General features: G+C 66.4%; 25 protein-coding genes. 16 read left to right on the top strand and 9 right to left on the bottom strand.

Annotation, left to right across the window (positions count from 1 at the left end):
- Positions 1-37: 37 nt before the first annotated feature.
- Positions 38-961 (bottom strand): LysR family transcriptional regulator, encoded by a 924-nt coding sequence (locus IE116_RS12870; protein ID WP_189612985.1) that lies wholly within the window; start codon positions 959-961, stop codon positions 38-40.
- Between the two features lie 159 nt (positions 962-1,120).
- Between IE116_RS12870 and IE116_RS12865 the strand changes: the two genes are divergently transcribed.
- The 10 genes from IE116_RS12865 to IE116_RS12820 all read left to right on the top strand — a co-directional run bounded on the left by IE116_RS12865 (position 1,121) and on the right by IE116_RS12820 (position 12,153).
- Positions 1,121-1,732 carry a VOC family protein gene (locus IE116_RS12865; protein ID WP_229828136.1) on the top strand — a complete coding sequence of 204 codons (612 nt, stop codon included), beginning with the start codon at positions 1,121-1,123 and terminating at the stop codon, positions 1,730-1,732.
- Positions 1,725-2,846, top strand: coding sequence for an alpha/beta fold hydrolase (locus tag IE116_RS12860; protein WP_189612983.1), 1,122 nt, complete (start codon positions 1,725-1,727; stop codon positions 2,844-2,846). Before IE116_RS12865 ends, IE116_RS12860 begins: the two co-directional genes overlap by 8 nt.
- Positions 2,847-2,943: 97 nt before the next feature.
- Positions 2,944-4,740 (top strand): FAD-dependent monooxygenase, encoded by a 1,797-nt coding sequence (locus IE116_RS12855; protein WP_189612981.1) that lies wholly within the window; start codon positions 2,944-2,946, stop codon positions 4,738-4,740.
- Positions 4,737-4,940 carry a hypothetical protein gene (locus IE116_RS12850; RefSeq protein WP_189612979.1) on the top strand — a complete coding sequence of 68 codons (204 nt, stop codon included), beginning with the start codon at positions 4,737-4,739 and terminating at the stop codon, positions 4,938-4,940. The genes IE116_RS12855 and IE116_RS12850 overlap by 4 nt, the downstream gene beginning before the upstream one ends.
- Positions 4,941-4,973: 33 nt before the next feature.
- Positions 4,974-5,951: a Bug family tripartite tricarboxylate transporter substrate binding protein gene (locus IE116_RS12845; RefSeq protein ID WP_189614610.1), complete on the top strand. Its 978-nt coding sequence runs from the start codon at positions 4,974-4,976 to the stop codon at positions 5,949-5,951.
- A gap of 99 nt (positions 5,952-6,050) precedes the next feature.
- Positions 6,051-8,168: a TonB-dependent siderophore receptor gene (locus IE116_RS12840; protein WP_189612977.1), complete on the top strand. Its 2,118-nt coding sequence runs from the start codon at positions 6,051-6,053 to the stop codon at positions 8,166-8,168.
- A 677-nt stretch (positions 8,169-8,845) separates the two neighbouring features.
- Complete coding sequence (locus tag IE116_RS12835) at positions 8,846-9,415, top strand: aminodeoxychorismate/anthranilate synthase component II (RefSeq protein ID WP_189612976.1); 570 nt, start codon at positions 8,846-8,848, stop codon at positions 9,413-9,415.
- A 32-nt stretch (positions 9,416-9,447) separates the two neighbouring features.
- Positions 9,448-10,488: an anthranilate phosphoribosyltransferase gene (gene trpD / locus IE116_RS12830; protein ID WP_189612974.1), complete on the top strand. Its 1,041-nt coding sequence runs from the start codon at positions 9,448-9,450 to the stop codon at positions 10,486-10,488.
- Positions 10,489-10,495: 7 nt separating this feature from the next.
- Positions 10,496-11,284 (top strand): indole-3-glycerol phosphate synthase TrpC, encoded by a 789-nt coding sequence (gene trpC / locus IE116_RS12825; protein WP_189612972.1) that lies wholly within the window; start codon positions 10,496-10,498, stop codon positions 11,282-11,284.
- 182 nt (positions 11,285-11,466) lie between these two features.
- On the top strand, positions 11,467-12,153 hold the full coding sequence (locus tag IE116_RS12820) for a uracil-DNA glycosylase (protein WP_229828446.1): 687 nt from the start codon (positions 11,467-11,469) through the stop codon (positions 12,151-12,153).
- Between the two features lie 6 nt (positions 12,154-12,159).
- Here the strand turns inward: IE116_RS12820 and IE116_RS12815 are convergent, their stop codons facing one another.
- From IE116_RS12815 to IE116_RS12795, 5 genes are all read right to left on the bottom strand, one after another.
- A complete protein-coding gene (locus IE116_RS12815; protein ID WP_229828135.1) occupies positions 12,160-13,944 on the bottom strand; it encodes a M61 family metallopeptidase in 1,785 nt (594 codons plus the stop codon).
- 80 nt (positions 13,945-14,024) lie between these two features.
- The gene (locus tag IE116_RS12810) at positions 14,025-14,684 is read right to left on the bottom strand and encodes a nucleotidyltransferase family protein (protein ID WP_189612969.1); all 660 of its coding nucleotides are present in this window, start codon (positions 14,682-14,684) and stop codon (positions 14,025-14,027) included.
- Positions 14,685-14,750: 66 nt separating this feature from the next.
- Positions 14,751-16,139 (bottom strand): ATP-binding protein, encoded by a 1,389-nt coding sequence (locus IE116_RS12805; protein ID WP_189612967.1) that lies wholly within the window; start codon positions 16,137-16,139, stop codon positions 14,751-14,753.
- Entirely contained in the window at positions 16,136-16,807 is a 672-nt protein-coding gene (locus IE116_RS12800) for a response regulator (protein WP_189612965.1), read from the bottom strand. Before IE116_RS12800 ends, IE116_RS12805 begins: the two co-directional genes overlap by 4 nt.
- Before the next feature lie 13 nt (positions 16,808-16,820).
- Positions 16,821-18,026, bottom strand: a complete 1,206-nt coding sequence (locus IE116_RS12795; RefSeq protein WP_189612963.1) for an MFS transporter — start codon at positions 18,024-18,026, stop codon at positions 16,821-16,823.
- Positions 18,027-18,145: 119 nt separating this feature from the next.
- Here IE116_RS12795 and rfaE2 point away from each other — a divergent pair, with 119 nt between their 5' ends.
- A complete protein-coding gene (gene rfaE2, locus IE116_RS12790) occupies positions 18,146-18,631 on the top strand; it encodes a D-glycero-beta-D-manno-heptose 1-phosphate adenylyltransferase (RefSeq protein WP_373302994.1) in 486 nt (161 codons plus the stop codon).
- Between the two features lie 38 nt (positions 18,632-18,669).
- On the opposite strand, the gene IE116_RS12785 is transcribed toward rfaE2, so the two are convergent.
- The 3 genes from IE116_RS12785 to IE116_RS12775 all read right to left on the bottom strand — a co-directional run bounded on the left by IE116_RS12785 (position 18,670) and on the right by IE116_RS12775 (position 21,323).
- A complete protein-coding gene (locus tag IE116_RS12785) occupies positions 18,670-19,488 on the bottom strand; it encodes an SPOR domain-containing protein (protein ID WP_189612960.1) in 819 nt (272 codons plus the stop codon).
- Positions 19,489-19,500: 12 nt separating this feature from the next.
- Positions 19,501-20,400, bottom strand: a complete 900-nt coding sequence (locus IE116_RS12780; protein ID WP_229828134.1) for a type III pantothenate kinase — start codon at positions 20,398-20,400, stop codon at positions 19,501-19,503.
- 65 nt (positions 20,401-20,465) lie between these two features.
- Entirely contained in the window at positions 20,466-21,323 is an 858-nt protein-coding gene (locus IE116_RS12775; protein ID WP_189612955.1) for a biotin--[acetyl-CoA-carboxylase] ligase, read from the bottom strand.
- Between the two features lie 134 nt (positions 21,324-21,457).
- On the opposite strand from IE116_RS12775, the gene IE116_RS12770 reads away from it, so the two are divergent.
- The 5 genes from IE116_RS12770 (at position 21,458) to IE116_RS12750 (ending at position 25,942) form a co-directional block, all read left to right on the top strand.
- Positions 21,458-22,588 (top strand): VanZ family protein, encoded by a 1,131-nt coding sequence (locus IE116_RS12770; RefSeq protein ID WP_189612953.1) that lies wholly within the window; start codon positions 21,458-21,460, stop codon positions 22,586-22,588.
- A 13-nt stretch (positions 22,589-22,601) separates the two neighbouring features.
- Complete coding sequence (locus tag IE116_RS12765; protein ID WP_189612951.1) at positions 22,602-22,919, top strand: (2Fe-2S) ferredoxin domain-containing protein; 318 nt, start codon at positions 22,602-22,604, stop codon at positions 22,917-22,919.
- 16 nt (positions 22,920-22,935) lie between these two features.
- Positions 22,936-23,589 carry an alpha/beta hydrolase gene (locus IE116_RS12760; RefSeq protein ID WP_189612949.1) on the top strand — a complete coding sequence of 218 codons (654 nt, stop codon included), beginning with the start codon at positions 22,936-22,938 and terminating at the stop codon, positions 23,587-23,589.
- A gap of 180 nt (positions 23,590-23,769) precedes the next feature.
- Positions 23,770-25,059: a D-alanyl-D-alanine carboxypeptidase family protein gene (locus IE116_RS12755; protein WP_229828133.1), complete on the top strand. Its 1,290-nt coding sequence runs from the start codon at positions 23,770-23,772 to the stop codon at positions 25,057-25,059.
- 16 nt (positions 25,060-25,075) lie between these two features.
- A complete protein-coding gene (locus IE116_RS12750; RefSeq protein WP_189612947.1) occupies positions 25,076-25,942 on the top strand; it encodes a D-amino acid aminotransferase in 867 nt (288 codons plus the stop codon).
- Position 25,943: the final 1 nt, after the last annotated feature.

Below are 25,943 nucleotides of genomic sequence, written 5' to 3'. Positions count from 1 at the left end.
TGGACTGCGCTGCTCACGTCGATCCACTGCCGGAACGCTAGCCATGAACGCGGGATTTGCTGGCCGCCTGCTGCGCGACATGCTCATGCAGCACGTCAATGAAACTCTGCGCCGCGGGGGACGGCGCGCGGCGTGACATGCCGTACACGCAGATGGTGCGATGGAAGGCGGGCTTGATCAGCGGCACCATGACCAGGCCATGCGCCTGCACCGTGCGGGCCGCGTAACTTGGGCAGACCGTGACGCCCAGGCCCGCCTCGGTCATGCCAAGCGCGGTCGTGATGTAGGACACGGACTGCGTCCCCGATGCCGACAGGGCTTCGCGCGCGGGGGTGTCGAGTTCGGGCAGCACGCGCCGCAGAAAGTCGCGCGTGGGGGCGATGAAGGTCTCGTCGGCCAGGTCGGTCCATGCGACCTGACGACGGCGGGCAAAGGCGTGGTCCGCCCGGCAGACCAGCCAGTGCCGATCCTTGAACAGCGTGTGGCGCTCGAACGTGTCATCGACCTCGATGTCCTGGCCGATGGCCAGTTCGACTTCGCCCGACGGAATGCCGGCCAGCAGATGCTCGGGCGGCGTGTCGGCAAGGCGCACTTCGATGGCCGGGTAACGCGCGCGGAATGCGGCGATCACGGGCGGCATCCAGGTGCAAGCCATGAACTGCGGGGCTGCCAGACGCAGCACGCCGCGCCGTTTGTCGCGCAGGTCGGTCAGGCCGGACACGGCCGTGGCCAGGTCTCCCAGCATGCGCTGCACCGCCGGCTGGAATTCGCGGCCCGCTTCGGACAGCACCACGCGGCGGGTATGGCGATCAAACAGCCGCACGCCCAGGTCGGCTTCCATTTCACGGATGAGCACGCTCAACGCAGACTGCGTCAGATGCAGGGTGGCCGCGGCCGCCGTAAAGCTGCCCGTGTCGGCCACGGCGGTGAATGCCCGGAGTTGGCGCAGGGTGAGGTTCATGGCGTCGGATTCATGGTGTCGGACTCATCGCGTCGAATCCACATCATCAGATAATCGTATTCATACAGTCTGTTCATGAGTCGATGAAATAATTTCGATTGAATCATAGGTTGGCCCGCAGTCCAATGAGCGTCATCGATAACAGGAAGGAGCGGAGACATGACCACGACACCTTCTGCTGGCGCCGGGACGACTGCAGCCTTGCACACACCGACGCAGGCCAACCCACTCAACCGTCCGGCCCAGGCCGTGCCGGTGCTCGGCCTGCACCACTTTGCGTGGCGCTGCCGTGACAGCGAGGAAACCCGCCGTTTCTATGAAGATCTGCTGGGCCTGCCCTTGGTGCATGTCATCAAGAGCGACCACGTGCCCAGCACGGGCGAGTACTGCCCGTACGTCCACATCTTTTTCCAGATGCGCGACGGCTCTTACATCGCGTTCTTTGACCTGGGCGACGACGTCAAGGCCGAGCCCTCGCCAAACACCCCGTCCTGGGTCAACCACATTGCCTTGCGTGTGGAATCCGTGGCGGCGCTGCTGTCGGCCAAGGCCCGGCTTGAAGCCGCGGGTGTCAAGGTACTGGGCGTGACCGATCACCACATCATCGAGTCCATCTATTTCTTCGATCCCAATGGCATCCGTGTCGAACTGACGACGCCCACCGTGCCGCAGTCGGAAATGGATGCGCACGCCTTGCATGCCCGCGCCGATCTGGACGAATGGACGGCACGCAAGGCCGCCAGGATGGCAGGGCAGGGCGCCCATGTCTGAGCTCAAGATTGCCGTCATCGACGTCAAGCCAGGCGCGTCGATGGAAAGCCAGTCCGGACTGCAGATGCTGCGGCCCCGCATCTTTGGCGCGTACCGGGCGCCGGCGGACCGCCGCAAGGTGGCCGCCATCGTCATGCACCCGACCAGCAATTTCGTGGGGCACTACCTGATCGAACCGCTGGCCGAGCGCGGGATCTGCTGCATGGGGCTGAACTCGCGCTACATGGGCAACGACACGCTGCTGCTGATGGAGCGCGCGATCCAGGATCTGGGCGCGGGCGTCAAGACCCTGCGGGATGCGGGCTACGAAAAGGTGGTGCTGATCGGCAATTCGGGTGGGGCCGCACTGGCCAGCTTCTATCAGGCGCAGGCTGAGCGGCTGACCGCGACCCATTTTCCGGATGGTGACCCGACCCATCTGCATGCGGACGATCTTCCACCGGTCGATGGCATTGCGCTGTGCGCGGCCCATCTGGGCCGCAGCCGCCTGATGCGGGACTGGATCGATCCGTCGGTGACCGATGAACACGATCCGATGTCGGTGGACCCGGCGCTGGACATGTATGACCCGCGCCATCAGGTACCTTACGACGCGGACTTTCTGGCGCGGTTTTCGGCCGGACAGCAGGCACGGCTCGACCGGATCGAACAGTGGGCCGTCGACAGGCTGCAGCAGTTGCGCGCCACCCCCGGCGCCCCGCGGGATCAGGCCTTCATCGTGTATCGCACGCATGCCGATCCGCGCTCCCTGGACTTGTCGATCGACGCCAACGACCGGGCGCCCGGCAGCGTGTGGGGCGATGCGCGGCAGGTGAACTACTCGGCCAATGCGATGGGCCGCACGACGTCACTGACGGCGTTCCTGTCGCAATGGTCGTCGCGGTCCCAGGCCGATGGTCCGACCAACCTTGCGCAAACGTCGGTGCCCGTCCTGCTGCTGACCTACACGGCGGATCAGTCCACCTTTCCAAGCACGCGCGAGGCATGGCTTGCCGCAGGCGGCGACCGCATACGCAACGTGGATATCGTTGGCGGCAACCACTATCTGGCCGGGCAACCCGCGCTGGTGCCGCAGGCGGCGGACGCCATTGCCGGCTGGGCGGACGCGCTGTGACGCGCGTTTCCGCCGATGTCATTTGCTGCCGGCAGGCGTACAAGGTGCAGAGGGTCTCCCCATGAATTCCCCCATGAACTCTCAGATGACATCCCCCATGACATCTCCATTTCCCACTGCGCGCCCTGGTGACGCCAGCACCGGGCCGCTGCCGCCGGTTGCCGGCGACATGCCGCCCTCGGTCGGCGCCTTCCACTACACGCGTTACACGTCTCCGGTACCCGCATTGATCGACGGCGTTGAGCCGGGCCTGCACCCCGTTGTGATCGCGGGCGGCGGGCCCGTCGGCATGGCGCTCGCCCTGGGCCTGGCCAATCATGGTGTGCGCAGCGTGATCCTGGAGCTGGACGACACCGTCTGCGTGGGCAGCCGCGCGGCCTGCATTTCGCGCCGCAGCCTGGAGATCGTGGAGCGCCTGGGCGCCTTGCCCGCGTTTCTTGACAAGGGCCTGCCGTGGACCGGCGGGCGCAGCTACTACAAGACGGACGAGGTGTTCCGCTTTGCGATGCCGCACGACGACACGCAGAAGCTGCCGCCCATGATCAACCTGGAGCAGTACTACATCGAGCACTATCTGCTGCAGGAAATCGAGCGCCGCAATGCCGCCACGCCGGGTGTGATCGATGTGCGGTGGAGCACCGAAGTGACCGCGCTGGCGCAGCACGACGATCACGTGATGCTGTCGGTGCGCCATCCGGGCGGCGGCTATCAGCTGCGCGGTGCGTGGCTGGCGGCCTGCGATGGCGGCCAGAGCTTCGTGCGCAAGTCCCTGGGGCTGAGCCTGGAAGGCACGGCCTACGAAGGCCGCTACGTCATCATCGACATCGAACTGCACAGCAGCCATCCGACCGAACGCCGCGCCTGGTTCGACCCGCCGTGGAATCCGGGGTCGACGGTGCTGATGCATCGGCAGCCCGACGACATCTGGCGTATCGACTACCAGTTGCGGGAAGGGCAATCGACGGAAGAGGCCTTGCAACCGGCCGCCGTGGCCGAGTTCGTGCAACGGCATCTGGACGCCATTGGCGACGGCCATCTGCCATGGCACACGGTATGGACATCGGTGTATCGCGCCGGAGCCATGACCCTGCCCAGCTATCGTCACGGCCGCGTGCTGTTCGCCGGCAACGCCGCCCACGCCATGCCGATCTTTGGCGTGCGCGGATTGAACTCGGGCTTCGACGATGCCGACAATCTGGCCTGGAAGCTGGCGCGGGTCGCGCGGGGCGCCGCCGGGACCGGCCTGCTCGACAGCTATTCCGACGAGCGCATCGCAGCCTTCCATGTGAACGCCGAGAATGCGATGCGCAGCACCGAGTTCATGTCGCCACCGTCCCGTGGCTTCGACCTGCTGCGCGAGGCGGCGTTGTCCTTGTCGGGCCGCCATCGCGATATCGCAAACCTGATCAATCCGCGGCAGACGCAGGCCGTTCGATACGCCGCGTCGCCACTGTCGTCGGACAGCGATGACCTGCCCGCCGGTCCGCTGCCGGGGGAGGTCATGCCCAACCTTCAGCTGGGACCAGGTAGCCACCTGAGCGAGCTGCTGCAGGCACCCGGGTTTGTGGTGCTGGCAGTGGGCACGGAGCCGCCCGAACGCGCGGCGATCCAGGCATGTTCCCGGCTTGATGCCGCGATCGCGATCCACGTCCTGCATCGCGATGACACGCCCGAAACGGCACTCGCGGCGCTCGGCGCTACCGGTGCTTCGGGGGCAACCTATCTGTTGCGGCCTGACTGCCACGTCGCCGGCCGCTGGGCGGGCACGCCGGCGAACGATGTGCTTGCGCAGGCGCTTGCCCGCGCCCTATCGTTGCCTGCATCAACGTTGTCATTGTCAACGTTGTCACCCGCAACGTTGTCATCGTCAACTTCCCTGCCGGAGACCCCATGATTTCCCTGCTGGCCCCCGACGCGCGCGACCGCCTGTATGCTGCGTGCGCGAACGCCGTGACCGAAGCCGGTCCGGAACGTGAATCCCTGTTTCTTGCACGTCTGGCCCTGCTGCTGTTCGAGCAGGTCGGCGACGAGGCGCGCTGCCGCCAGGCGCTTGCCGACGCGCTGGAGGACCTGCCCATGCCTTCGCTTTCCTAGCTTCGTATTTCCCTGGAGACGTCAACAATGACACTGCAACGCAGAACTTTCCTGGCCGGCATGGCGGCCGCCGCCACATCGGCCACGCTCCCGTCCCTGGTCCGCGCCCAGGGCTACCCCGAGCAACTCGTCAAATGGGTCGTGCCCTACCCGGCTGGCGGTGGCACCGACGTGATCGCCCGCACCCTGGCCGACGCCATCCGCCCGGGTCTTGGGCAATCGCTGGTGATCGACAACCGTCCGGGCGCATCGACCAATATTGGCGCCGACCTGGTCGCCAAGAGCAAGCCCGACGGCTACACCATCATGTCGGCCGACAACGCCGTGCTCGCGTTCAACGAATTCCTGTTCGGCAAGCTGCCCTTCAATCCGGAAAAGGACTTTACCTACATCGGCGCGATCGGGCGTTTCCCGCTTGCCCTGGTGGTGAACCCCGAGTTCCCGGCCAAGGACTTCAAGGCTTTCCTGGCCTATGCCAAGGCCAACCCGGGCAAGCTCAATTACGCGTCGCCCGGTAACGGATCGCCCCACCACCTGGCGATGGAGATGTTCAAGAACCGTACGGGCACCTTCATCACCCACATTCCGTACCGCGGCGCGGCGCCTGCCATGGCCGATGTGATGGGCGGGCAGGTCAACTGCATGTTCCTGGACCTGGCGTCGGGCCTGCCAATCATGCAGGCCGGCAAGGTGCGCGTGCTGGCGATCGGGTCGGCCCAGCGCAGCAAGCTGCTGCCCGACATCCCGACCCTGGCCGAGGTCGGCGTGCCCAACACCGAGGTGTTCGCCTTCCAGGGCGTGCTTGGCCCGGCGGGCATGCCCCCGGCCGTGGTGGCCCGGCTCAATGCCGAACTGAACAAGGCCTTCAGCAACCCGGCGGTCCAGAAGCGGTTCACGGACTTTGGCATGGAAGCGCTGCCGGGCACGCCCGAACAGTTCGCGGCGCTGTCGCGGGGCGAGGCAAAGCGGTGGGGGCCGATCATCAAGGCGCAGGGAATCCGGTTGGATTGAAGCCACAATCCGGTCTGCTACGGATGAGTTGGCGGCGCCAACAGGTTACATTAGTAATGAGACATATTCTCATCACTGACATAACTTTGGATTTCCAGCATGCGTCGTCTTGTCGTCTCGGTGTGCGTTTTGAACGCATCATCGCTTGCCTGGGCTCAACAGCCCCCGGGTGCCCCTTCCGCCGTTCAACTGGACGCTGTCACGGTCTATGCGCCCGGCGAGACGGCCGATGGCCCGGTTTCAGGCTATCGCGCCACCCGGTCGGCAAGCGCCACGCGCACCGACACGTCGCTGCAGGAAACGCCCCAGTCCGTGACCGTCCTGCCGCGTGACGTGGTGGAAGATACGGCCGCCACGCGGCTGATCGACGTCCTCGATTACGCAGGCGGCGTGGGTCGGGTCAACAACTTTGGCGGGCAGGGGCTGGCCCTGTTCAGCGCACGCGGCTTTACCAGCGGCGAGTTCTATCGCAACGGCTTCCCCATCAATCGCGGCTACCCCACGGCGCCCGACGCGTCCACCATCGAGCGGCTGGAAGTCGTGCGTGGCCCGTCCGCGGCCCTGTATGGACGCGGCGATCCGGGCGGCACCTTCAACATCGTGTCCAAGCAGCCCCTGTCGCGGCCCGCTGTCACGGTCGGCAGCCAGCTCAGCGATCAGGGCTTGCGGCGCGCGACCATCGACGCGACCGGGCCGCTGGATGCCGAAGGCAAGCTGGCCTACCGGCTGAACGCCGTGGCCGAGGGCGGCAAGACCTTCCGGGACGGGGCCGATACCGAACGGTATGGCGTGTCGCCCGTGATCAGCTGGCAGTTGACCGACGCCACCCGCATCATTTTCGAAGCCGACCTGATGCGCAACAACCACCCGCTGGATCGCGGGCGGACCGCCTACACGACGCAGCGGGGAAGGTCTTCGCGCAGCGTCAATCTGTGGGAGTTGGGCAATGGCAATCTTCTGCATAGCGACAACGCCATGGCGCAGGTGCGCTTCGACCATGTCATCAATGACAACTGGACCCTGGCGGGCGGCATGCAGTGGATGGACGGCTCGCTCAAGGGCAATGCCGTCGAGGCCAATGGTTTGCAGGCCGACGGCCGGACCCTGGGCCGTAACGCGAACTACCGCAGGCTCGACTGGACCGACCGCACCCTTCAACTGAACCTGACCGGCAAGGTCGATACCTGGGGGATCCGGCACACGCTGTTCACGGGCATCGAATACGACAACTACGACTACGCGTCGATCATCCAGCGCTCGGCGGCGGGTGCGACGGCCTATCCCATCGATATCTTCAATCCGGCGGTCGGCCAGCCCTGGCCTGCATTGACCCGCACGACCACGCACGACCGCGAATCGCTCAACACCTGGGCCGCCTTCGTGCAGGACCAGATCACCCTGACCGACAAGCTCAAGGCCCTGGTGGGCGTGCGGCTGGAACGCTTCAAGCACGACTACACCGACCTGTCGCCGGCCGCGCGCAGCTTTGCACAGGCCGACACGGCCGTCACGCCGCGGTTTGGCCTGATGTACGACGTCACGCCCACGCTTGCGGTGTACGCCAACACGGCGCGGTCCTACAAGCCCAACACCGGCGCCAAGCGTCTGGGCGGGGGGTTCGACCCCGAAAAGGGCCGGTCCAACGAAGTCGGCATGAAATGGGAAGCGCTGGATCGCACCGTCAGCGTCCAGGGCGCGCTCTATCACACGGTCAAACAGAACGTGCAAACGGTCGACCCGGTCGATTCCAGCTACCGCCTGGCCACGGGCGAAGTGCGCAGCCAGGGCGTGGACCTGAACGTGATCGGCAACATTACCCCGGCCTGGCGCGTGATTGCCAGCTACGCCGTGGTCGACGCCGAAGTCACCAAGGACAACGTCGCCCCAGCCGGCACGCGGCTGGCGAACATTCCGCGCACGATGGCCAGCCTGCTGAACGTCTACACCTTCCAGGACGGTCCGGCCCGCGGGCTTGGCCTGGGCGCCGGCATCAAGCATGCGTCGGACCGCGCCGCCAGCACCGGCACGGGCGCCTACACCATGAAGCGCTACACCGTGGTCGACCTGCTGGCCTTCTATCAGGTGAACAAGAAACTGCGCGTCAATCTCGACGTCAAGAACCTGTTCAACAAGGATTACGACGAAGGGTCGTTCCAGTCCTACGTCTACCCCGGCGTGCCGCGCACGGTCCAGGTCGGCATGGCGTATACCTTCTGATTCTGACGGCCAAGTGGGCTATCCGTCGGCGCCATCGCGCCGGCGGATGTGGGAACGCGTCGGAGTCAACGATTCATCGAAGGGATCGGCCAGCAGGGCGCCGAACGCTTTGGGGTGGCCGGCTTTCGCAAGGTGGCGCATCTGCACGGTTGCTGGTATTCTTGCCCACGCGCCGTGAGCTCAAGCCCGGCGCGATCATTTGACCGATCTCTCAAGCTCAACAATGATGTCGATGACGCCGATTCGTATTGCCAAGTGGTGGTGGCGCTTCTTCTAAGAAGCGGCATGCTTACGCGGTACGAATCCGCACCTTGCCGCCGTTCCAGGACAGGCAAGGTATCGGAATCCTCTCTCCAGGCGCGGCGGCTCACCTTAGAGACCGATCGATGCCCAGCACGTTTCACCCTCCTGTTCCAGCGTTCGCACTGTTCGCACCACGACTGCCCCGGCAGCCGCTGAGTCGCGTCCATGTGCTTCGCGCCCCTGTGTTTCGCCTCCCCGTGTTTTGTCTCCCTGTGTTTTGCCTGCGTCTGCTTCGCGCATCCGCAGCAACACCTTGTCGTCCCGCCGCTGGCGGACGATGGCGCCCTGTCGACTAGCCCTTGCCCGCCCGGATTCCTTCCGCGCCCCATCGACATTGCTTTGATCGCGACCGATTCGCGAACGACAGGTGCCCCATGCTGCTCATGCTCGACAACTACGATTCCTTTACCTACAACCTGGTCCAGTACTTCGGCGAACTCGGCGAAGACGTGCGTGTGTACCGCAACGACGAGATCACGCTCGACGAAGTCGAGCGCCTGGCGCCCGATCGCATCTGCGTGTCGCCGGGGCCGTGCTCGCCGGCCGAGGCGGGCATTTCAGTGCCCCTGATCCAGGCCTTTGCCGGACGCGTGCCCATCCTGGGCGTGTGCCTGGGTCATCAAGCCATCGGCGCCGCGTTCGGTGGCAAAATTGTTCGCGCGCAGCAGTTGATGCACGGCAAGACGTCGGTGATCACCCACCGCGGCACCGATGTGTTTCGCGATCTGCCGTCGCCCTACACCGTGATCCGTTACCATTCGCTGGCGATCGATCGCGACGAGGTGCCGGCGTGCCTTGACGTGACGGCGCAGACGCTGGACGGCGAGATCATGGGCGTGCGGCATCGCACGCTGCCGGTGGTAGGCGTGCAGTTCCACCCCGAATCCATCCTGAGCGAACATGGTCACGCGCTGCTGCGCAATTTCCTGACGCTGGCCGCATGAACCACGCGCAACGATTCCCCAAGGAGACCGTGTTGCCCATCACCCCCAACGAAGCACTGGTGCGCTGCATCGAACATCGCGAAATCTTTCACGACGAGATGCTGTCGCTGATGCGCATGCTGATGCGCGGGGAGATGGCGCCCGCGACGGCGTCGGCCCTGATCATGGGACTGCGCGTCAAGAAAGAGACGATTGGCGAGATCACCGCGGCCGCGCAGGTCATGCGCGAGTTCGCAACGCGCGTCGACGTACCCGACACCAGCAGCCTGGTGGACCTTGCCGGCACCGGGGGCGATGCCGCCCACACCTTCAACATTTCCACCGCCGCCATGTTCGTGGCCGCAGCGGGCGGTGCGCGCATCGCCAAGCATGGCAACCGCAGCGTGTCTTCCTCGTCGGGCAGCGCCGATGTGCTCGAGGCCCTGGGCGTCAATGTCATGCTGCCGTCCGACGCCGTGGCCGAATGTATCGAGGCCACCGGAATTGGTTTCATGTTCGCGCCGTCCCATCACAGCGCCATGAAGAACATCGCGCCGATCCGCAAGGAACTGGGCGTGCGAACCATCTTCAACCTGCTCGGTCCCTTGACTAACCCCGCCAACGCGGCAAACCAGCTGATGGGCGTGTTCCACCAGGACCTGGTCGGCATCCAGGTACGCGTGTTGCAGCGTCTGGGCTCGCGTCACGTGCTGGTCGTGTACGGCAAGGACGGCATGGACGAAGCGTCGCTGGGCGCGGCCACCCTGGTCGGTGAACTGCGTGATGGCGAAGTGCATGAGTACGAGATCCATCCGGAAGACTTCGGTCTGCAGATGGTGTCGAACCGGAGCCTGAAAGTGGCGAACCGCGACGAGTCACGCGACATGGTGCTCGAAGCGCTCGGCAATGTGCCTGGCGCGGCGCGCGACATCGTTGCGTTGAACGGGGGGCTCGCGCTGTATGCGGGCAATGTCGTCCCGTCGATCGCCGACGGTATCCAGCGGGCCTTCGAGATCATTGCGAGCGGTCAGGCGCGGGCCAAACTCGACGCCTTCGTCACGTTCACGCAGTCCGCTTCACGTACCCCTAGGTAGTTTCTTCATGAACGACATTCTCAAACGTATCCTTGACGTCAAGGCAGAGGAAGTAGTCGCGGCGCGGCGCATGCGCAGCGAATCCGAATTGCGCCGCGAGGCCGAGGCGCGCCAGGACGTGCGCGGTTTTGCGGCCGCGATCGAACGCCGCATCGAAGGCGGCAGGGCCGGTGTGATTGCCGAGATCAAGAAGGCGTCGCCATCCAAGGGCGTGATCCGCGAGAACTTCCAGCCAGCCGAGATCGCGGCGTCGTACGCCGCGCATGGTGCGGCCTGCCTGTCGGTGTTGACCGACATGCAGTTCTTCCAGGGGTCCATGGACTACCTGCGCCAGGCGCGCGCCGCCTGCGCCTTGCCGGTACTGCGCAAGGACTTCATTGTCGATACCTACCAGGTGGTGGAAGCCCGCGCGCGGGGCGCCGACTGCATCCTGCTGATCGTGGCGGCGCTGTCGCCGTCGCAGCTGCGGGATTACGAAGCGCTGGCCATGGAACTGGGCATGGACGTGCTGGTGGAAGTGCACGATGCCGCGGAACTGGACATTGCGCTGGACCTGCGCACCACGCTGCTGGGCGTGAACAACCGCAATCTGCGCACCTTCGAAACGTCCTTGCAGAACACCATCGATCTGCTGCCGCGCATTCCCGAAGGCAAGCGGGTCGTGACCGAAAGCGCGATTGCCAGGCCTGAAGACGTGCGCTTCATGCGCGAGCATGACGTCCATGCCTTCCTGGTCGGTGAAGCGTTCATGCGCGCGCCGGACCCGGGTGTCGAACTGGCGCGGTTGTTCGCGTGAGGGATCTGTTCTCGGACCTGGATGCGCCCGATGATGACGGCGCGGCCAAGGACGCCAGGGTGGCTGGCAGGGTGACTGCCAAGGCGGCGCAGCGTGCCGGATCGCCGGATGCGAACACAGCCGCAACGGCCGCATCGGCATTCACACCCCCCGTCACCGCCGGCAATGTCCTCGACACATCACTGCGCGATCAGGTGGCGGCCTTGCCGCCGTCGTGGCGGTCGCTGCTGTCGGATGTCCTGACGTCGTCCACCTTCGACGCGCTGGCGCATTTCGTGGATGCGCGTCGCGAGGCCGGTGCGGTCATCTATCCGACGCGGCCCTTTCGCGCGCTGGATCTGGCGACGCCTGCAAACACGCGCGTGGTGATCCTTGGTCAGGACCCGTATCACGGTCCTGGGCAGGCGCAAGGATTGTCGTTTTCGGTGCCCATGGGCTTCAAGCGGCCGCCCAGTCTGCGCAACATCTTCAAGGAAGTGGCGGCCGACTTTGGCGGCAATCCGGTTGCGTTCAACAACGATCTGACGCGGTGGGCCGAGCAGGGCGTGCTGTTGCTCAACACCGTGTTGACGGTGGAAGACGGCCTGCCGGCGTCGCATGCCAAGCGGGGCTGGGAAGCCTTTACGGACGAAGTGATCGCACAAATTGCGCGCGAACCGGCGCCCAAGGTCTTCATGCTGTGGGGGTCCCACGCGCAGGCCAAGCAGGCCTTGCTACCGGCCAACACCGGGCACCTGGCGCTGATGTCGAACCACCCGTCACCCCTGTCGGCCTCGCGGCCGCCCGTCCCGTTCCTGGGCTGCGGGCACTTTGCCACGGCCAATGCGTGGCTGAAAGAACGGGGCCTGGCGCCGATCGACTGGCGCTAGGGGCCGCTACGCCGCTGCCGTCAGCACGCAATCGAGCGCGGGCGGCGCGGCCAGCTTCAGCCTGACGCTGCGCAGTTCGTCGCGGCGGAAGGCATGCACCGTCACCGTGTCCCCCGCCCGATAGCGCCCCAGCACCTTGTCAAGATTGGTGGCCGTGACCCGCACGCCGTCGATCGCCACGATCACGTCGTGCGCCGACAGCCCCGCCTTGTGCGCCGGGCCTTTCTCGATCACGGCCGACAGCCGCAGGTCATCGCCCTGCTTGCCGGTGCGAGCGCCGATCGATGGCAAGGTCGACGCCGCCTTCCACTGCACGGTAATGCCCTGGCGCGCCAGCAGCGCTTCCAGCGGCGGATCCTCGCGGCCATCCACATAGCGCGCAAGGAAGTCGGTGATATCGACGCCGGTGGCTTCCTTGACCAGCTCGGCCATCGCATCTTCGGGTACCCCCAGGCCGGCGCCCTGGTAGAAATCGCGGCCATACCGGTCCCACAGCAGGCGCATCAGGTCATCCAGGCTGCGGCGATGGCGCGTTTCGATGCGGATGTGCAGGTCCAGTGCCAGCGCCACCAGGGACCCCTTGGTGTAGTAGCTGACGATGGCATTGACCGAGTTTTCGTCCTGCCGGTAGTACTTGGTCCACGCATCGAATGAACTTTCGGCTACCGATTGTTTGAGCCGGCCTGGCGCCCCGAGCACCGAGGTGATCGTCTTGCCCAGGGTGCGCAGATAGTCGGTCATGCCGATCACCTGCGCGCGCACCAGGAAGAGGTCGTCGTAGTAGGAAGTAAAGCCTTCGAACAGCCACAGCAGGCGCGTCGGATTTTCCTTGTCGAGGTCGTACGGCGCGAACGCCGCAGGCTTGATGCGCTTGACGTTCCAGGTGTGGAAATATTCGTGACTGACTAGGCCCAGGAAGTTGCGGTAGCCGTCGGTCTGGCCAGGCACGCCGCGCACAGGCAAGTCGCCCCGCGCCGTCATGAGCGCAGTCGATGCCCGATGTTCCAGACCGCCGTAGCCGTCGCCCGTCACCATCGTCATGAACACATAGCGGTTCGAGCTGTCCAGGAACGGGGCCTGCCGCGTGCGCGGTTCGAAGAAGGCAATCTGCGCGTCGCAGATGCGTTGCACGTCTTCCGCCAGGCGTTCCAGATCCAGGTTGGGCATCGCGCCCGTGAACACCAGTTCGTGCGTGGCGCCGTGCGCGGTAAACGTCGCCACCTGGGGCGTGCCCATTTCGATCGGGTGATCCAGCAGCGCGTCGTAATCTGGCGCGCGATACATGCCGAAGCCATGGCGCGGCGCGGCCTGCGCGTGACCCTTGGCTTCGGGCAGACTGGTGTAGACACGCCAGGGCAGTTGCAACGCATCGCGTGGCGGCTGCAGATCGAGCAGGCAGGGCCGGCGTTCCTGTCCATGCACGCGCAGGAAGACGCTGGTGCCATTGAAGAACCCGTGCGTGTCGTCCAGATGCGCGGCGCGCACCGACAGGTCCCACGCGTAGATGACGCAGGTAATGACCAGCGGACCGCGGCAGGGCGCGGCTTTCCAGGTGTGCTTGTCCAGCTTGTCGAGCGGCACGCGGCGTCCGCCTGCGCGGGCGTCGATGGTCTCGATGTTGCGCGCGAAGTCACGGATCATGTAGCTGCCCGGAATCCAGGCGGGCAGGCTCAGGGTCTGGCCTGCGGGGTCCGGATGCGGCACCGTCAGCACGACCGTGCAACGGTGGCCGGCGGGGTCGGACGGGGAAAGCTGATAGGTGATCGCGTCGTGCATCGAGGAGTCGGTCATCGAGGTCGGGTTCCGTGAAGATGGCTCTATGTTAGGGCAAGCTGCCGGCGGTAACGAAGGCCGTCGCAGATCCGCGCCCTTCACCCCATCGCCGTGCGCCCGACCCGCGGCGTCGTCAGCGCTTCGGGTGTGTCGACATCGAACAGGCAGCCGGGGTCATCGACTTCGATCAGGGTGAGCCGGCCGCGGATCAAGGACCGTGCGCCTTCGTCGCCTTCCAGTGTGGCCAGCGACGCGCTCCAGTCCGATCCGAACAGCACCGGATGGCCACGCACGCCGCGATAGGCGGGCGCCAGCACGCATTTGCGGCGGGTGGCGGCGGGCAACTTGCGCCACACGTCCAGCAATCGCACGATGGTGGCGGTCGAAATCCGCGGCATGTCGGCGGGCATGACGCACCAGCACGGTGGTTCGTTGCCGGCTGCGGCTTCGCGTGCGCTGGCCTGCATCACGGCCTGCGCCAGCGTCACGCCCATGCCTTCGGATGCGCGATCGCACACCAGCACTTCGCAGCCGGCGGCAGCCAGCGCCTTGCCGACATCGGGGGCGTGCGGCGAGGTGGCCGCGATCACGCGCAGTTGCGCGTTCTTGAGGGACTGCGCGGCGCCGACACAGACGGGCTGGCCGTCGATGCGGGCGAGCAACTTGTTGCGGCTGGCGTCGGGCGAAAATCGGGTGCCGCGTCCGCCGGCGAGCAAGAGGCCCAATACCGTACGGCCGCTGCTTGCTGAAAGGGTCATGCCAAAGTCTCCAAGGGTGGGGCGCCGCGGATGTCGCGCGCCCCGGGTCGTGCTGTTATTGGTGGATCAGGGGAGCGGGAAGATCACTTGCACACGCAAGCCCCCAAGGGTGGGCGAACGATCGAGCAGGATCGTTGCGCCATGTCTGTCGGCGATCGCCTTGACGATCGCCAGGCCCAGGCCGCTGCCGACACCGGTGGCGTCCGAGGCCCGATAGAAGCGGTCGAAGACGCGCTGGCGTTCGGTGTCGGGAATGCCCGGGCCGCTGTCATCGACGGTCAGGGTCGCGCCAGGTGTCGTGGATGCATGCGGGGTCGGCGCTGTGCGGCTGATCCCAACATCTACACGCCCCGGGCCAGGGGTGTACTTCACCGCGTTGTCGATCAGGTTGCGCACCAGCACGACCAGTTCGTCACGCGGAAGGGGAACACTGTCCATATCGCCCTTCGCGTTCACCACCGGGTCAGCCGCAGGGTCATCCACCACGCCAAGGTTGATGTCCCCGGCCTGCGCCAGTGGCAGCACGTCGGCGATCGCCACTCCCACCGCATCGCGCAAGGAGGTGGATGGCATTTGTGCAGCTGGCGCGGGGCCGCCTTCCTGCCGCGCGAGCAACAGCAGCTGTTCGACCAGGTGCGTTGCCCGATCGATGCCTGCCGCGAGCCGCCGCGTTGCGGTGTCGCGTGCCGCGTCATCGGTCGCGCGCTGCAGCGACTGGATCTGCAACTTGAGCGCGGCCAGGGGCGACCGCAGTTCGTGCGCCGCATCGCCCACGAAGCGCTTCTGCGTCGCAAAGGCGTCCTGCACGCGTGACAGCAGCAGGTTCAGTTCATGCACCAGCGGCCGCACTTCATCTGGCAGACCCTGGTCACCGATCGGCGACAGATCATTGGCCTGCCGTGTCGCCACCTGCCGGCGTGCGCGGTCGACGGGCCGCAGCGACACGCTGATCACCCAGCCCACCACCAGCATCAACAAGGGCGCCAGCGCAGCGATCGGCCACACGGCGCGCAAGGCCAGGGTACGGGCCATGCCCGTGCGCACGGCCATGTCCTGCGCGACCTGAATCACTTGCGATCGCGTCTGCAACGAGAACACGCGGTACGTGGCGCCCTGCCATTCCAGGTCCGAAAAGCCTAGCACGGTGCGATCGGGCAGGGGCAGGCGGGGCGCGGATCGGAACACTCGCACGCCATCGGGCGTCCAGACCTGGATCACCAGATCGCGGTCTTCGGGTACCTCGCCTGCTTCGTCATTGCCTTGCATGTTCGCAATGGGATTGCCGGCGCTCAAAGAAAATGCCGTGCGCTGCAAGTGGTAGTCGAAGATCTCGTCCGCTTGCGTCAGCGCGCCGCGATAGGCGACGCCGCCCTGTACGACGGCAGTGAGCAAAATCGCGGCGAGCAGGAAGAACAGGAGGCGCGCGCGCAGGGAATGAAGGATCGACAGCGTCATGCCATGGGGTGCGTCTTGGGCACCAGGTATCCGACCCCGCGCACGTTCTGAATCAGGTCATTGCCCAGCTTTTTGCGCAGGCCGTGCACATACACTTCGACCGCATTGCTGCTGATGTCGTCCTTCCAGCTGTACAGCTTTTCTTCAAGTTGGGCGCGCGACAGGATCATGCCCGGGCGCGCAAGCAACGGCTCGAGCACGGCCCACTCGCGCGCCGTCAGGGTCACGGGCTGGCCGGCCACCACCACTTCGCGCGTGGCCGGCTGGATGCTGACATCGCCATGTACATAGACGGGCTCGGCGCGGCCTGCGCTGCGGCGGATCAGCGCGCGGATGCGGGCCAGCAGTTCATCGACGTCATAGGGTTTGACGACGTAATCGTCGGCGCCCGCATCCAGCCCGGCAATGCGCTGTTCGACCGCATCGCGCGCAGTGGCGATCAGCACGGGCAGGCGTTCCTGCCGGGCCCGCAGCTCGCGCAGCACGTTCAGGCCATCCCCATCGGGCAGGCCCAGGTCCAGCAGCACCAGGTCGTACTGCTCGGTGCGCAGCGCCGTGTCGGCCTGGCCCGCGCGCTTGACCCAGTCCACCGCGTAATGCTCCGCGCGCAGCACGTCCAGCACGGTCTCGCCGATCATGATGTCGTCTTCAACCAGCAGGATGCGCATGGGCAGGGAAGTCCTATCGTTTCTTGTCCGTAAAAGCGTACAGCAGGGCCAGCACCGGCAGGGCCAATGCCACCCATAAGGTGGTCATCCATCCGCCATGGGCATAGGTCCAAACGCCCAGCGTCGAGCCGGCGGCACCACCGGCAAAGAACAGCGCCATGAACACGCCGTTCACACGGCTGCGTACATCGGCGCCGATGGAGAATATGACACGCTGACTGAGGATCAAGTTCGCCGACACCCCCATATCGATGACGATGGCGGTCACGACCAGCGCTGCCAGCGCGCCTGACATTGGCGGTGGCACGACGATCGCAAGCACCAGGGCGGCCGCCACCAGGCCCAGGGCCAGGAAGGTGCCCGACCGCACCAGGCCGCGATCGGCCAGGCGTCCCGCCACGGGCGCTGCCACCGCGCCCGCCACGCCGGCGAGCGCAAACAGGGCGATCTGCGTTTGCGACATGCCGAATGCCGGGCTGGCCAGCAGCAGCGGCACGGTGGTCCAGAACAGGCTGAAGGTACCGAACGCAAACACGTGATACACCGCGCGGCGGCGCAGCAGCGCCGACGTGCAAAGCAGGTCCCACATCGATCGCAGCAGGGCCGGGTAGGCCATGCTGGACTGCGGCTGGCGGCGGGGCAGGGTGCGCAGCAGGAACACCGCCAGCGCCAGATTGGCGATGGCCGACCCTGCGAACACGGCGTGCCAGCCGAACATGTCGGCAACCAGACTGGCAATGGGCCGAGCCAGCATGATGCCGGCGAACAGTCCGCTCATGACATTGCCCACGACGCGTCCGCGTGTCGCTTCCGGCGCCAGGTTGGCCGCAAACGGCACCAGGATCTGCGCGACCACCGACCCCAGTCCCACGCCTATCGATGCGACCAGGAACACCGGCGTGGAGCGCGCGAACGCAGTGACCGCCAGGGCGCCCGCAGTCAGCATCAGCACCCCCACGACGAGCTTGCGGTTTTCAAGCCGGTCGCCCAGCGGCACCAGGAACAACAGGCCGAGCACATAGCCAATCTGCGTCAACGTGACGATGACACCGGCCACTTCGGGCGCCAGGTTCAGGTCGCTGCTGATGGGACCGATCAGGGGCTGCGCGTAATAGAGGTTGGCGACGATGATGCCGCAGGCGACCGCCAGCAAAAGGGTGGTCCACCCCGACAGGGGGCGAGCGGCGGGAACAGCGGGCGTGGCAAGGGGAGAGGACATGGACTCTGAAGGCGCGTGGCGGCTGGGGGACAGGTGCAGCGCCATAGTACCCGTCGAGGGGGGCACTACAATGGCCGCTTCCATCTGCCATGTACGCTTTTGTTTCAGGGACTTTGCCCGTGCCGGCCCGTTACGAATCCAAGATCCTGACCCCCCAGGCCTGCGCCGATGCCATTGCGCAGCAGCGCTGGCCGCGCCCGCTGGTGTTCACCAACGGCGTGTTCGATATCCTGCATCGCGGCCACGTGACCTATCTCGATGCCGCCGCGCAGTTAGGCAGTGCACTGATTGTTGCGATCAACACCGATGCGTCGGCGCGCCGGCTGGGCAAGGGACCTGACCGCCCGCTGAATACCGAGGCCGATCGCGCCGCCTTGCTGGCCGCGCTGGCATGCGTCGATGCCGTCACATGGTTCGATGAAGACACTCCCGAAGCGCTGATCGCGCTGCTGCGGCCCGACCTGATCGTCAAGGGCGGCGACTACGACATGGAGACGCTGCCCGAGACGCATCTGGTGCGCAGCTGGGGCGGCGACGCGGTTGCGATCGACTTCGAGCATGACCGGTCGACGACGCGGCTGGTGAAGAAGATCCGCGGCGAGTAGGACTCGCGGTCGGGCGGGGGTGGCCGCGCGCGCCGGGGTCAACAGTTGCCGACCGTCTGCCGCGTGAACGTCGTGCGCGCATCCTGCAACGCCTGCTGCTGGTCGGCCGTCACGTTGCGGACCACCAGCCATGAACGAATCGTGCCGCCAGGGCGGGTCACGACCTTGGCGTTACGCACGCCTTGTCCCTGCAGCATGTCGACCTGACGGTGCGCGCTGTCTTCATTGCGGAAGACACCGAGCGAGATGGCATTCTGGTACGGGCCCGCTTCCTGGATCACGAACAGGTCCTTCACGCCGCGCCGGTTGAGCTGGATCGCGGCCGCCTGCGCCGTATCGGCATCGGAAAATGCCGGGACGATCACCATCCAGTTGGGGCGGTCGCCGACGCGCCGGATTTCTGCCCGGGCGCCCGTCAGGCGTTCTTCGGCCCAGCGCTGCGCCGCGGGCAATTCGGCATCGGTAAAGCTGCCCCATTCAAGGCAGGCCAGCGCGGCTGCGGCTGGCGGCGCGGCGGGGGCGGGCGGGACAGGCGACGGCGCAGCGGGCGGCGCGGTGGCTGGCACCAGCACGGCGGCGGCGCCCGAGCCGGCCGCTGCCGCAGTGGCCGCGCCCCCGGGTGCCAAGGCCGTTGCCCCATTTGCCGCCAAGGGCGTGCCCGACTCCAGACCCGACGACCGCGGCCCGGTTTCATTCACGCCCGGCATCCTGGGCACTTCGATCGCTTCTTCGCGGATCTGCTGATTCAGCCGCGCCGGCTCGCGCCCGCGTTGCGACTTGGCCTGGCCGAACCAGCCGTGGCCGATGCCGAACAGGGCCAGGTTGGCGAGGAGCAACACGACGAACACACTACGCATGGCGGGGAGATTTCACGAACGGTGGGAAGACAGGGAATAGGAGGCGGCCTCGGCAACACAGGCCAGTCCGTCCAACACCGGATTATCGACCACACGGATGATCTGCGTCGATCCAATGGCGCCCAGCAAGTGTTGTACTTCCGTCGCAATCGACAGCCAGGCCCCGCCGCTGACGTGCAGCAGGGGCGGGCGGCCGTACCGGTCGCGCACCGCCAGCCACTGCCGCGCCACCGCGCCGGCCTGGGCTGCGGCCACGCCCGAGGCAATGGCATCGTGCGTGTCGCCGGGGAAGGGCTGGATGTGGCCTTCGGCCGCCGGCAGGTTGGCCGTGCCGGTCGCCAGTGATCGCCGCATCATCTCGCGGCCGGGCAGGATCAGCCCGCCCGTGAAATGCCCGGTCTCGTCGATGGTATCGAGCGTCGTCGCCGTCCCGAAATGGGCCAGCAGATGCACGGTGGGCAAGGGCGCCGTGGTCAGAAATGCAGGCCGTTGCGCGCAGGCCCAGATGCCGACCATGCCCAGCCAGCGGTCCGGGCCCAGGCGGGTCGGTTCCCGATAGCCGTTCACCAGGCCCAGCCGCGATGCCGTGGCGGTCTGCCACTGCACGGTCGCTCCGTGCGCGGCCAGCAGGTCGTCCAGCATGCGCTGCACGGCGGCGCCGGCGACATTGGTGCCCAGCACGGCCGGGATCGCGGCCGCAACGCCGTCCGCCGCCGCACTGCCGTAAGGCCCGGCAGCGACCCCGTCCGCCGCCACCAGCCCATCCAGCCAGGCCGCGATCGCCTCGGGCTCGTCGTACCCGAACGCGCGCTGCGCCGTTTCGCGCGGCGCAGGCATGGCCGAGTAATCGCGGTCTCGCCGCAGCCCGAACTTGACCCGCGTATTGCCGGCGTCGACCAGCAGCGTGGTCAAGGGCGGCGATGCGTCAAGTCCGGGCCTATCGGATGGCGCCGCGCCAGCAGGCGTCCCGGCCGTTGTCATGCGCTGCGCACCGACACGTCGCCTACCGTCACGGCCCGCAGGCCGTCCGAGGTCGATACCTGAAGCCGGCCGGTCGCATCCACGCCGCTGGCAATGCCTTCGAACAGCACACGATCGCCATCCAGCACGCGCACGGTGTGCCCGCCAAGCGCGTCGTGACAGGCAAATCGGGCCACGAAGGGTGCAAAGCCTTCGGCGGCATAGACATCGATTGCGGTGCGCCAGGCCTCGGCAATTGCCGCCACCAGGTCGGCCGGATCGGCGCGCCCCCCCGTCATCGACCAGTCGGCCACCGCCCGGCCCAGGTGCGTGGACAGCGCGGCGCCGCCGCGCAGGTTCACGCCGATGCCCAGCACCAGCCCGATCTGGTGCGGCGCGGTGCGCAGGCCCGCAGGCAGGCTGACCGTTTCGGGCAGGATGCCAGCCAGCTTCGCGCTGCCCCATTGCAGGTCGTTGGGCCATTTGACCGTGACGGGCTGGGCGGCGGCCGGCAGGAAACGGTTCAGTGCCTCGCACGCCGCCACGCCCGCCACGACGGACAGCGGCGGCAACTGCGCCGGCGGCAGCCGGGTGTTCAGGGCGCAGGAAAACAGCAGGGCATCGCCGGCCTGGGTGCGCCAGGGGCGGCCTGCCCGGCCCCGGCCGGCAGTCTGCAGGTCGGCGCCGCGCAGCAGGGGCCCGCGCCAGTCGGCCAATGCAGCCCGGGTGGCGCGTTGCAGATCCGCGTTGGTCGAGGCGGTTTCAGTCACCCAGCTGACGTCGTGCCAGTCGGGCAGCAGCCGCGCGACGCGGGCGGCAAAAGGGTTCGAGGCGAGGGACGCAGGGTCCCGGCCAGAGGCGGAAGACGCGAACATGGGCGGGATTGTAGGCCGCAACGCCGCACGCCACCCGGTTTTTCCCCAAGGCGGCCCCTGTCGGGTGGCAACGACACGCCCGCCGAGTGCACGTAAACTTGAGGCATGTCGCAAATGCATGTCATTTATCTTTCATGAGCATCGTTGGCCCCGCGGCCGAGCCGGCGCCTCCGGCACTCGGCTACGCCGCGCCGCTCGCCAGGCTCGCCCTGTCGATCGTGCTGCTGCTGGTGGCCTACGCCAGCCTGTATCCCATCACCGACTGGATGGACGTCGGGGTGCCGGCGTTCGCCTATCTCAAGGCGCCCTGGCCACGGTACTGGGTGGGCTCCGAGATCGCCGCCAATGTGGCCGCCTACTTTCCGGCGGGGGCCCTGTTCGTCTGGGCGGTATACCCGTATTGCCGGGGCGCCCTGGCGGTGCTGCTGGCCGTGCTGCTGTGCGGGGGCGTGTCGGGCGGGCTGGAAGCCCTGCAGACCTTCCTGCCTGACCGCATCTCGTCCAATGTCGACCTTGCCGCCAACGCGGCGGGCGCCTTGCTGGGCGCGCTGGTGGGCGTTGCCACGGCTCGCCGCCTGATCGGCCGCAGTGCGTTGCTGAAATGGCGGTTGCGCTGGTTCCTGCCCGACGCCGGTCCGGCCCTGATCCTGGCTGCGTTGTGGGTGATCGTTCAGGTGCCGCGTCAGCCCATGCTGTTCGGCACCGGCGAATTCTGGCTGCTACTGGGCGATTGGGCCGCGTTTCCGGCGGAGCTGGTGGCCGAATTCTGGGCGCCCGAGCCGGTGCACCGCGTCTGGGCCGAACAGATCTGCACCGCCGTCGCCATGGTGGGCGCGGCCATGTTGCTGCTGCACAGCGCCAAGCCGGTGGCTGCGCGCGGTGTGCTGCCGGTTGCGCTGGTCGTGCTGGCGCTGGCCATCAAGGTGCTGCTGCAACCGCTGGCGATTCCGGGGCTCGATCCGGCCATCTGGCTGACCCAGGGCGCGGTGGTCGGCGGCTGCGTCGGCGTGGCTTTCGCGGTACTGTTGTCGTATGTGCCGAACGGCGTCCAGCGTGGCCTGGGGATCGCCGCGCTGGTCATGCAACTTGCGATCGTCAACCTGTTTCCGGCCGATCAGTACTTCGGCATGTCGACCGTGTTCCGCGCCGGGTGGCTGCATCTGGAATCGCTCACGCTCGGCCTGTCGGTGATCTGGCCCGTTGCGGCGCTGGTCTGGCTGACGCGTCCGCGCCGGGCCCCCATCGACGCCGCTCCCACTTCTTGAAGGACGCCTGTCCATGAGTTCCTACTACAAGCACCACGTGTTTTTCTGTCTGAACGAGCGCGAAGAAAAGGCGTCGCGCCCGAGCTGTGCCCGCCGCGACGCGCAGGCGATGCAGGAATATGCCAAGAAGCGCATCAAGTCGCTCGGGCTGTCCGGCCAGGGCGAGGTCCGCATCAACAAGGCAGGCTGTCTGGACCGCTGCGAAGAGGCGCCCGTGCTGGTCGTCTACCCCGAAGGCATCTGGTACACCTACATCGATAAAAGCGATATCGACGAGATCATCGATTCGCACTTCGTCAAAGGCCAGCCGGTCGAACGGCTGATGATCTGAAGGCTTCTGGACACGCATGGCTGCTTCTACCGACACCCTCACCTTCACCGGCCAGGCCGGCCTCATCGATTGCGCGCTTGATATCCCCGACGGCGGGATGGAGGGCGCGATCGGCTGGGCGCTGGTGCTGCATCCCCATCCGCTGTTTGGCGGCACCCGCGACAACAAGGTCGTGACGACGCTGTCGCGCGCCTGCGTGCAGGAGGGATTCGTGACGGTGCGGCCGAATTTCCGCGGCATCGGCAAGTCCGAAGGAGTCTTTGACAACGGCATTGGCGAGGCGGCCGACATGGCCGACCTGGTCGACCAGTTTCGCGAACGGTACCCGGCCCTGGCCGCAGGGCGTTTTGCGCTGGCCGGGTTTTCGTTCGGCAGTGCCGTCGCCAGCCAGGTGTTTGCCGCCTGCGGACCCGACAGCCCGCGCGGCCTGCCGGTGTCGGCGCTGATGCTGCTGGGAACCGCTGCAAGCCGGTTCCAGGTCGCCACCGTGCCCGAAGACACACTGGTCATCCATGGCGAGCAGGACGACACCGTGCCGCTCTCGTCGGTCATGGACTGGGCGCGGCCGCAGTCGCTGCCCGTCACGGTCATCCCGGGCGCGGGCCATTTCTTCCACGGCAACCTGACCATCGTCAAACGCCTGGTGCTCGCGCACCTGACACGCCCCTGATTTGGCAACAGTAGCAATCCGTTGCATTCCCCGGCCGGACCCGCGCCGGGCCTCGGCTTGCCGGGGTGCCTATAATCGGTCTTTTCCATCTCGCATGCCGGGTCAAGTGATCCCGTCGTCCCTGGCTTCTTACCGCCGGCCGGCGCCCAGTCCCGCATGCACGACTCGAATTCTCCCCCCATGAATCTGCGTTCCACTCTGGGTGCTACAGGTCGTCGATACGCCCTGACCGCCCTGGCTTCGGCCATGCTCGTCACGACCACCGCACTGCCTGCTGCCTTTGCTGCAGCCCCGGCCCCGACGGCTCCGGCCACCGCTGCCGGTCCTGCCGCGGCGCCGGCCGCCACCACGTCGTCGGCCCAGCCCGGCGCGCCGGCGATGTCGTCGGTGGGCCTGCTGTCGGCCATTCCGGCGCCGGCCGTCGCAGCCCGGTCGTGGGTCACGATCGACGTGACCAGCGACCAGGTGCTGGCCGAAGACCGTGCCGACGAACGAGTGGAACCTGCGTCGCTGACCAAGGTGATGTCGGCCTATCTGGTGTTCAACGCGCTGAAGGAAAAGCGCCTGTCGCTGGACCAGACGATCAACGTGTCGCAAAAGGCCTGGCGTACGGGCGGATCGCGCATGTTCATCGAGCCGCGCAAGCCTGTGTCGGTCGACGAACTGATTCGCGGCATGATCATCCAGTCGGGCAACGACGCCACGGTGGCCCTGGCCGAAGCCGTCTCGGGCACCGAAGAAGCCTTTGCCACGCTCATGAACCAGGAAGCCCTGCGCCTGGGCCTGAACAACACGCACTTCGTGAACTCGACGGGCCTGCCCGATCCGACGCACGTGACTACCGCGCGCGACCTGGCGCTGCTGGCCAAGCGCTTGATCCAGGACCACCCCGCGTATTACTCGACGTACTACAAGGAACGTCAGTTCACGTACAACAAGATTTCGCAGCCCAACCGCAACCGCCTGTTGTTCCTCGATCCGTCGGTCGATGGCATGAAGACGGGTCACACCGATGCGGCCGGCTACTGCCTGATTGCGTCTGCCATGCGCGGCGATCGTCGCATCCTGACCGTGATGGTCGGCGCGGCCAGCGAGCACGCACGCTCGCAGGAAAGCCTGAAGCTGATGAACTGGAGCTTCCAGAACTTCGACACCGTCCGGGTGTATGCCGCCAACCAGGCCGTGGCCGAACCACCGGTGTGGAAGGGCAGCGCCAAGACCGCCAAGCTGGGCTCGCCGCAGCCGATCTGGGTGACCGTGCCGCGTGGGCAGGCCGGCAACATCAAGTCCGGAATCGAACGCACCGATCCTTTGGTCGCCCCGTTGCTCCCGGGCCAGCAAGTGGGTACGCTCAAGCTCACGCTGAACGACAAGCCGGTGCGTGAAGTGCCGCTGGTCGTGCTGGAGCCGGTCGAACTGGCCGGCATCTTCGGCCGCGCGTTCGACGCCATGCGTCTCTGGTTCAAATAATCTTCAAGGAAACGGGATGATCGACGGGATCACGGGCGACCCACTGGTCTATTTGAATGGCGCGTGGTCGCCACTGTCGGAAGCCAAGGTGTCGGTGCTCGACCGCGGCTTCATCTTTGGCGACGGCATCTACGAAGTCGTCCCGGTCTACCATCGCAAGCCGTTCCGCATGAGCCATCACCTGGCTCGTCTGGAACGCAGCCTGGGCGCGCTGCGCATCCGCAATCCGCACAGCCTGGTGGAATGGGAAGATCTGGTGCGCCAGCTGATCGACAGTTCGCCCGCCGATGACCAGTTCGTCTACCTGCAGGTGACCCGCGGCGTGGCCAAGCGCGACCACGCCTTCCCGACCAATGACGTGGTTCCGACCGTGTTCGGCATGACGTCGCCATTCACGCGGCCCGACGCGCGGCAACGTGAGCAGGGCGTCAGCGTCGTCAGCATGCCCGACGAGCGCTGGCTGCATTGCGAGATCAAGTCCACATCCTTGCTGGGCAATGTGCTGGCCAAGCAGTACGCTGTCGATCATCAGGCGCAGGAAGTCGTGATGTTCCGCGACGGGTTCCTGTCGGAAGGGTCATCGAGCAATATATGGGTGGTGAAAGACGGCGCGATCATCGCGCCGCTCAAGAACCACCTGATTCTGGAAGGCATCCGCTACGGATTCATCGAAGGTCTGGCCGCCGCGCGCGGCCTGCCCATCGAGATCCGCCCCGTTGCCGAAGCCGAAGTGCAAGCGGCCGACGAATTGATGTTGTCGTCAGCCACCAAGGAAATTCTGCCCATCGTGTCCTACAACGGCCAGCCGATCGGCACCGGGAAACCCGGACCGGTCTATGCCCGCCTGCGCAAGGAATACGACGAGGCCATTGCGGCGTTGTGAT

It is taken from the genome of Pigmentiphaga litoralis (genome assembly GCF_014651835.1).
GTDB classification, from domain to species: Bacteria; Pseudomonadota; Gammaproteobacteria; order Burkholderiales; family Burkholderiaceae_B; genus Pigmentiphaga; species Pigmentiphaga litoralis.
Note: the sequence above shows the minus strand (reverse complement) of the source record. Positions and strands in the feature narration are given on the sequence as shown.

Bases quoted from the DNA above. Each gene is read 5' to 3' on its own strand.
- IE116_RS12815 (WP_229828135.1), bottom strand. From the start codon at position 13,944: ATGACCGACTCCTCGATGCACGACGCGATCACCTATCAGCTTTCCCCG.
- IE116_RS12750 (WP_189612947.1), top strand. From the start codon at position 25,076: ATGATCGACGGGATCACGGGCGACCCACTGGTCTATTTGAATGGCGCG.
- IE116_RS12865 (WP_229828136.1), top strand. From the start codon at position 1,121: ATGACCACGACACCTTCTGCTGGCGCCGGGACGACTGCAGCCTTGCAC.
- trpC (WP_189612972.1), top strand. From the start codon at position 10,496: ATGAACGACATTCTCAAACGTATCCTTGACGTCAAGGCAGAGGAAGTA.
- IE116_RS12755 (WP_229828133.1), top strand. From the start codon at position 23,770: ATGAATCTGCGTTCCACTCTGGGTGCTACAGGTCGTCGATACGCCCTG.
- IE116_RS12770 (WP_189612953.1), top strand. From the start codon at position 21,458: ATGAGCATCGTTGGCCCCGCGGCCGAGCCGGCGCCTCCGGCACTCGGC.
- IE116_RS12810 (WP_189612969.1), bottom strand. From the start codon at position 14,684: ATGACCCTTTCAGCAAGCAGCGGCCGTACGGTATTGGGCCTCTTGCTC.
- IE116_RS12860 (WP_189612983.1), top strand. From the start codon at position 1,725: ATGTCTGAGCTCAAGATTGCCGTCATCGACGTCAAGCCAGGCGCGTCG.
- IE116_RS12775 (WP_189612955.1), bottom strand. From the start codon at position 21,323: ATGTTCGCGTCTTCCGCCTCTGGCCGGGACCCTGCGTCCCTCGCCTCG.
- IE116_RS12760 (WP_189612949.1), top strand. From the start codon at position 22,936: ATGGCTGCTTCTACCGACACCCTCACCTTCACCGGCCAGGCCGGCCTC.
- IE116_RS12840 (WP_189612977.1), top strand. From the start codon at position 6,051: ATGCGTCGTCTTGTCGTCTCGGTGTGCGTTTTGAACGCATCATCGCTT.
- IE116_RS12855 (WP_189612981.1), top strand. From the start codon at position 2,944: ATGACATCTCCATTTCCCACTGCGCGCCCTGGTGACGCCAGCACCGGG.
- IE116_RS12850 (WP_189612979.1), top strand. From the start codon at position 4,737: ATGATTTCCCTGCTGGCCCCCGACGCGCGCGACCGCCTGTATGCTGCG.
- IE116_RS12795 (WP_189612963.1), bottom strand. From the start codon at position 18,026: ATGTCCTCTCCCCTTGCCACGCCCGCTGTTCCCGCCGCTCGCCCCCTG.
- IE116_RS12785 (WP_189612960.1), bottom strand. From the start codon at position 19,488: ATGCGTAGTGTGTTCGTCGTGTTGCTCCTCGCCAACCTGGCCCTGTTC.
- IE116_RS12835 (WP_189612976.1), top strand. From the start codon at position 8,846: ATGCTGCTCATGCTCGACAACTACGATTCCTTTACCTACAACCTGGTC.
- IE116_RS12870 (WP_189612985.1), bottom strand. From the start codon at position 961: ATGAACCTCACCCTGCGCCAACTCCGGGCATTCACCGCCGTGGCCGAC.
- IE116_RS12765 (WP_189612951.1), top strand. From the start codon at position 22,602: ATGAGTTCCTACTACAAGCACCACGTGTTTTTCTGTCTGAACGAGCGC.
- IE116_RS12800 (WP_189612965.1), bottom strand. From the start codon at position 16,807: ATGCGCATCCTGCTGGTTGAAGACGACATCATGATCGGCGAGACCGTG.
- IE116_RS12805 (WP_189612967.1), bottom strand. From the start codon at position 16,139: ATGACGCTGTCGATCCTTCATTCCCTGCGCGCGCGCCTCCTGTTCTTC.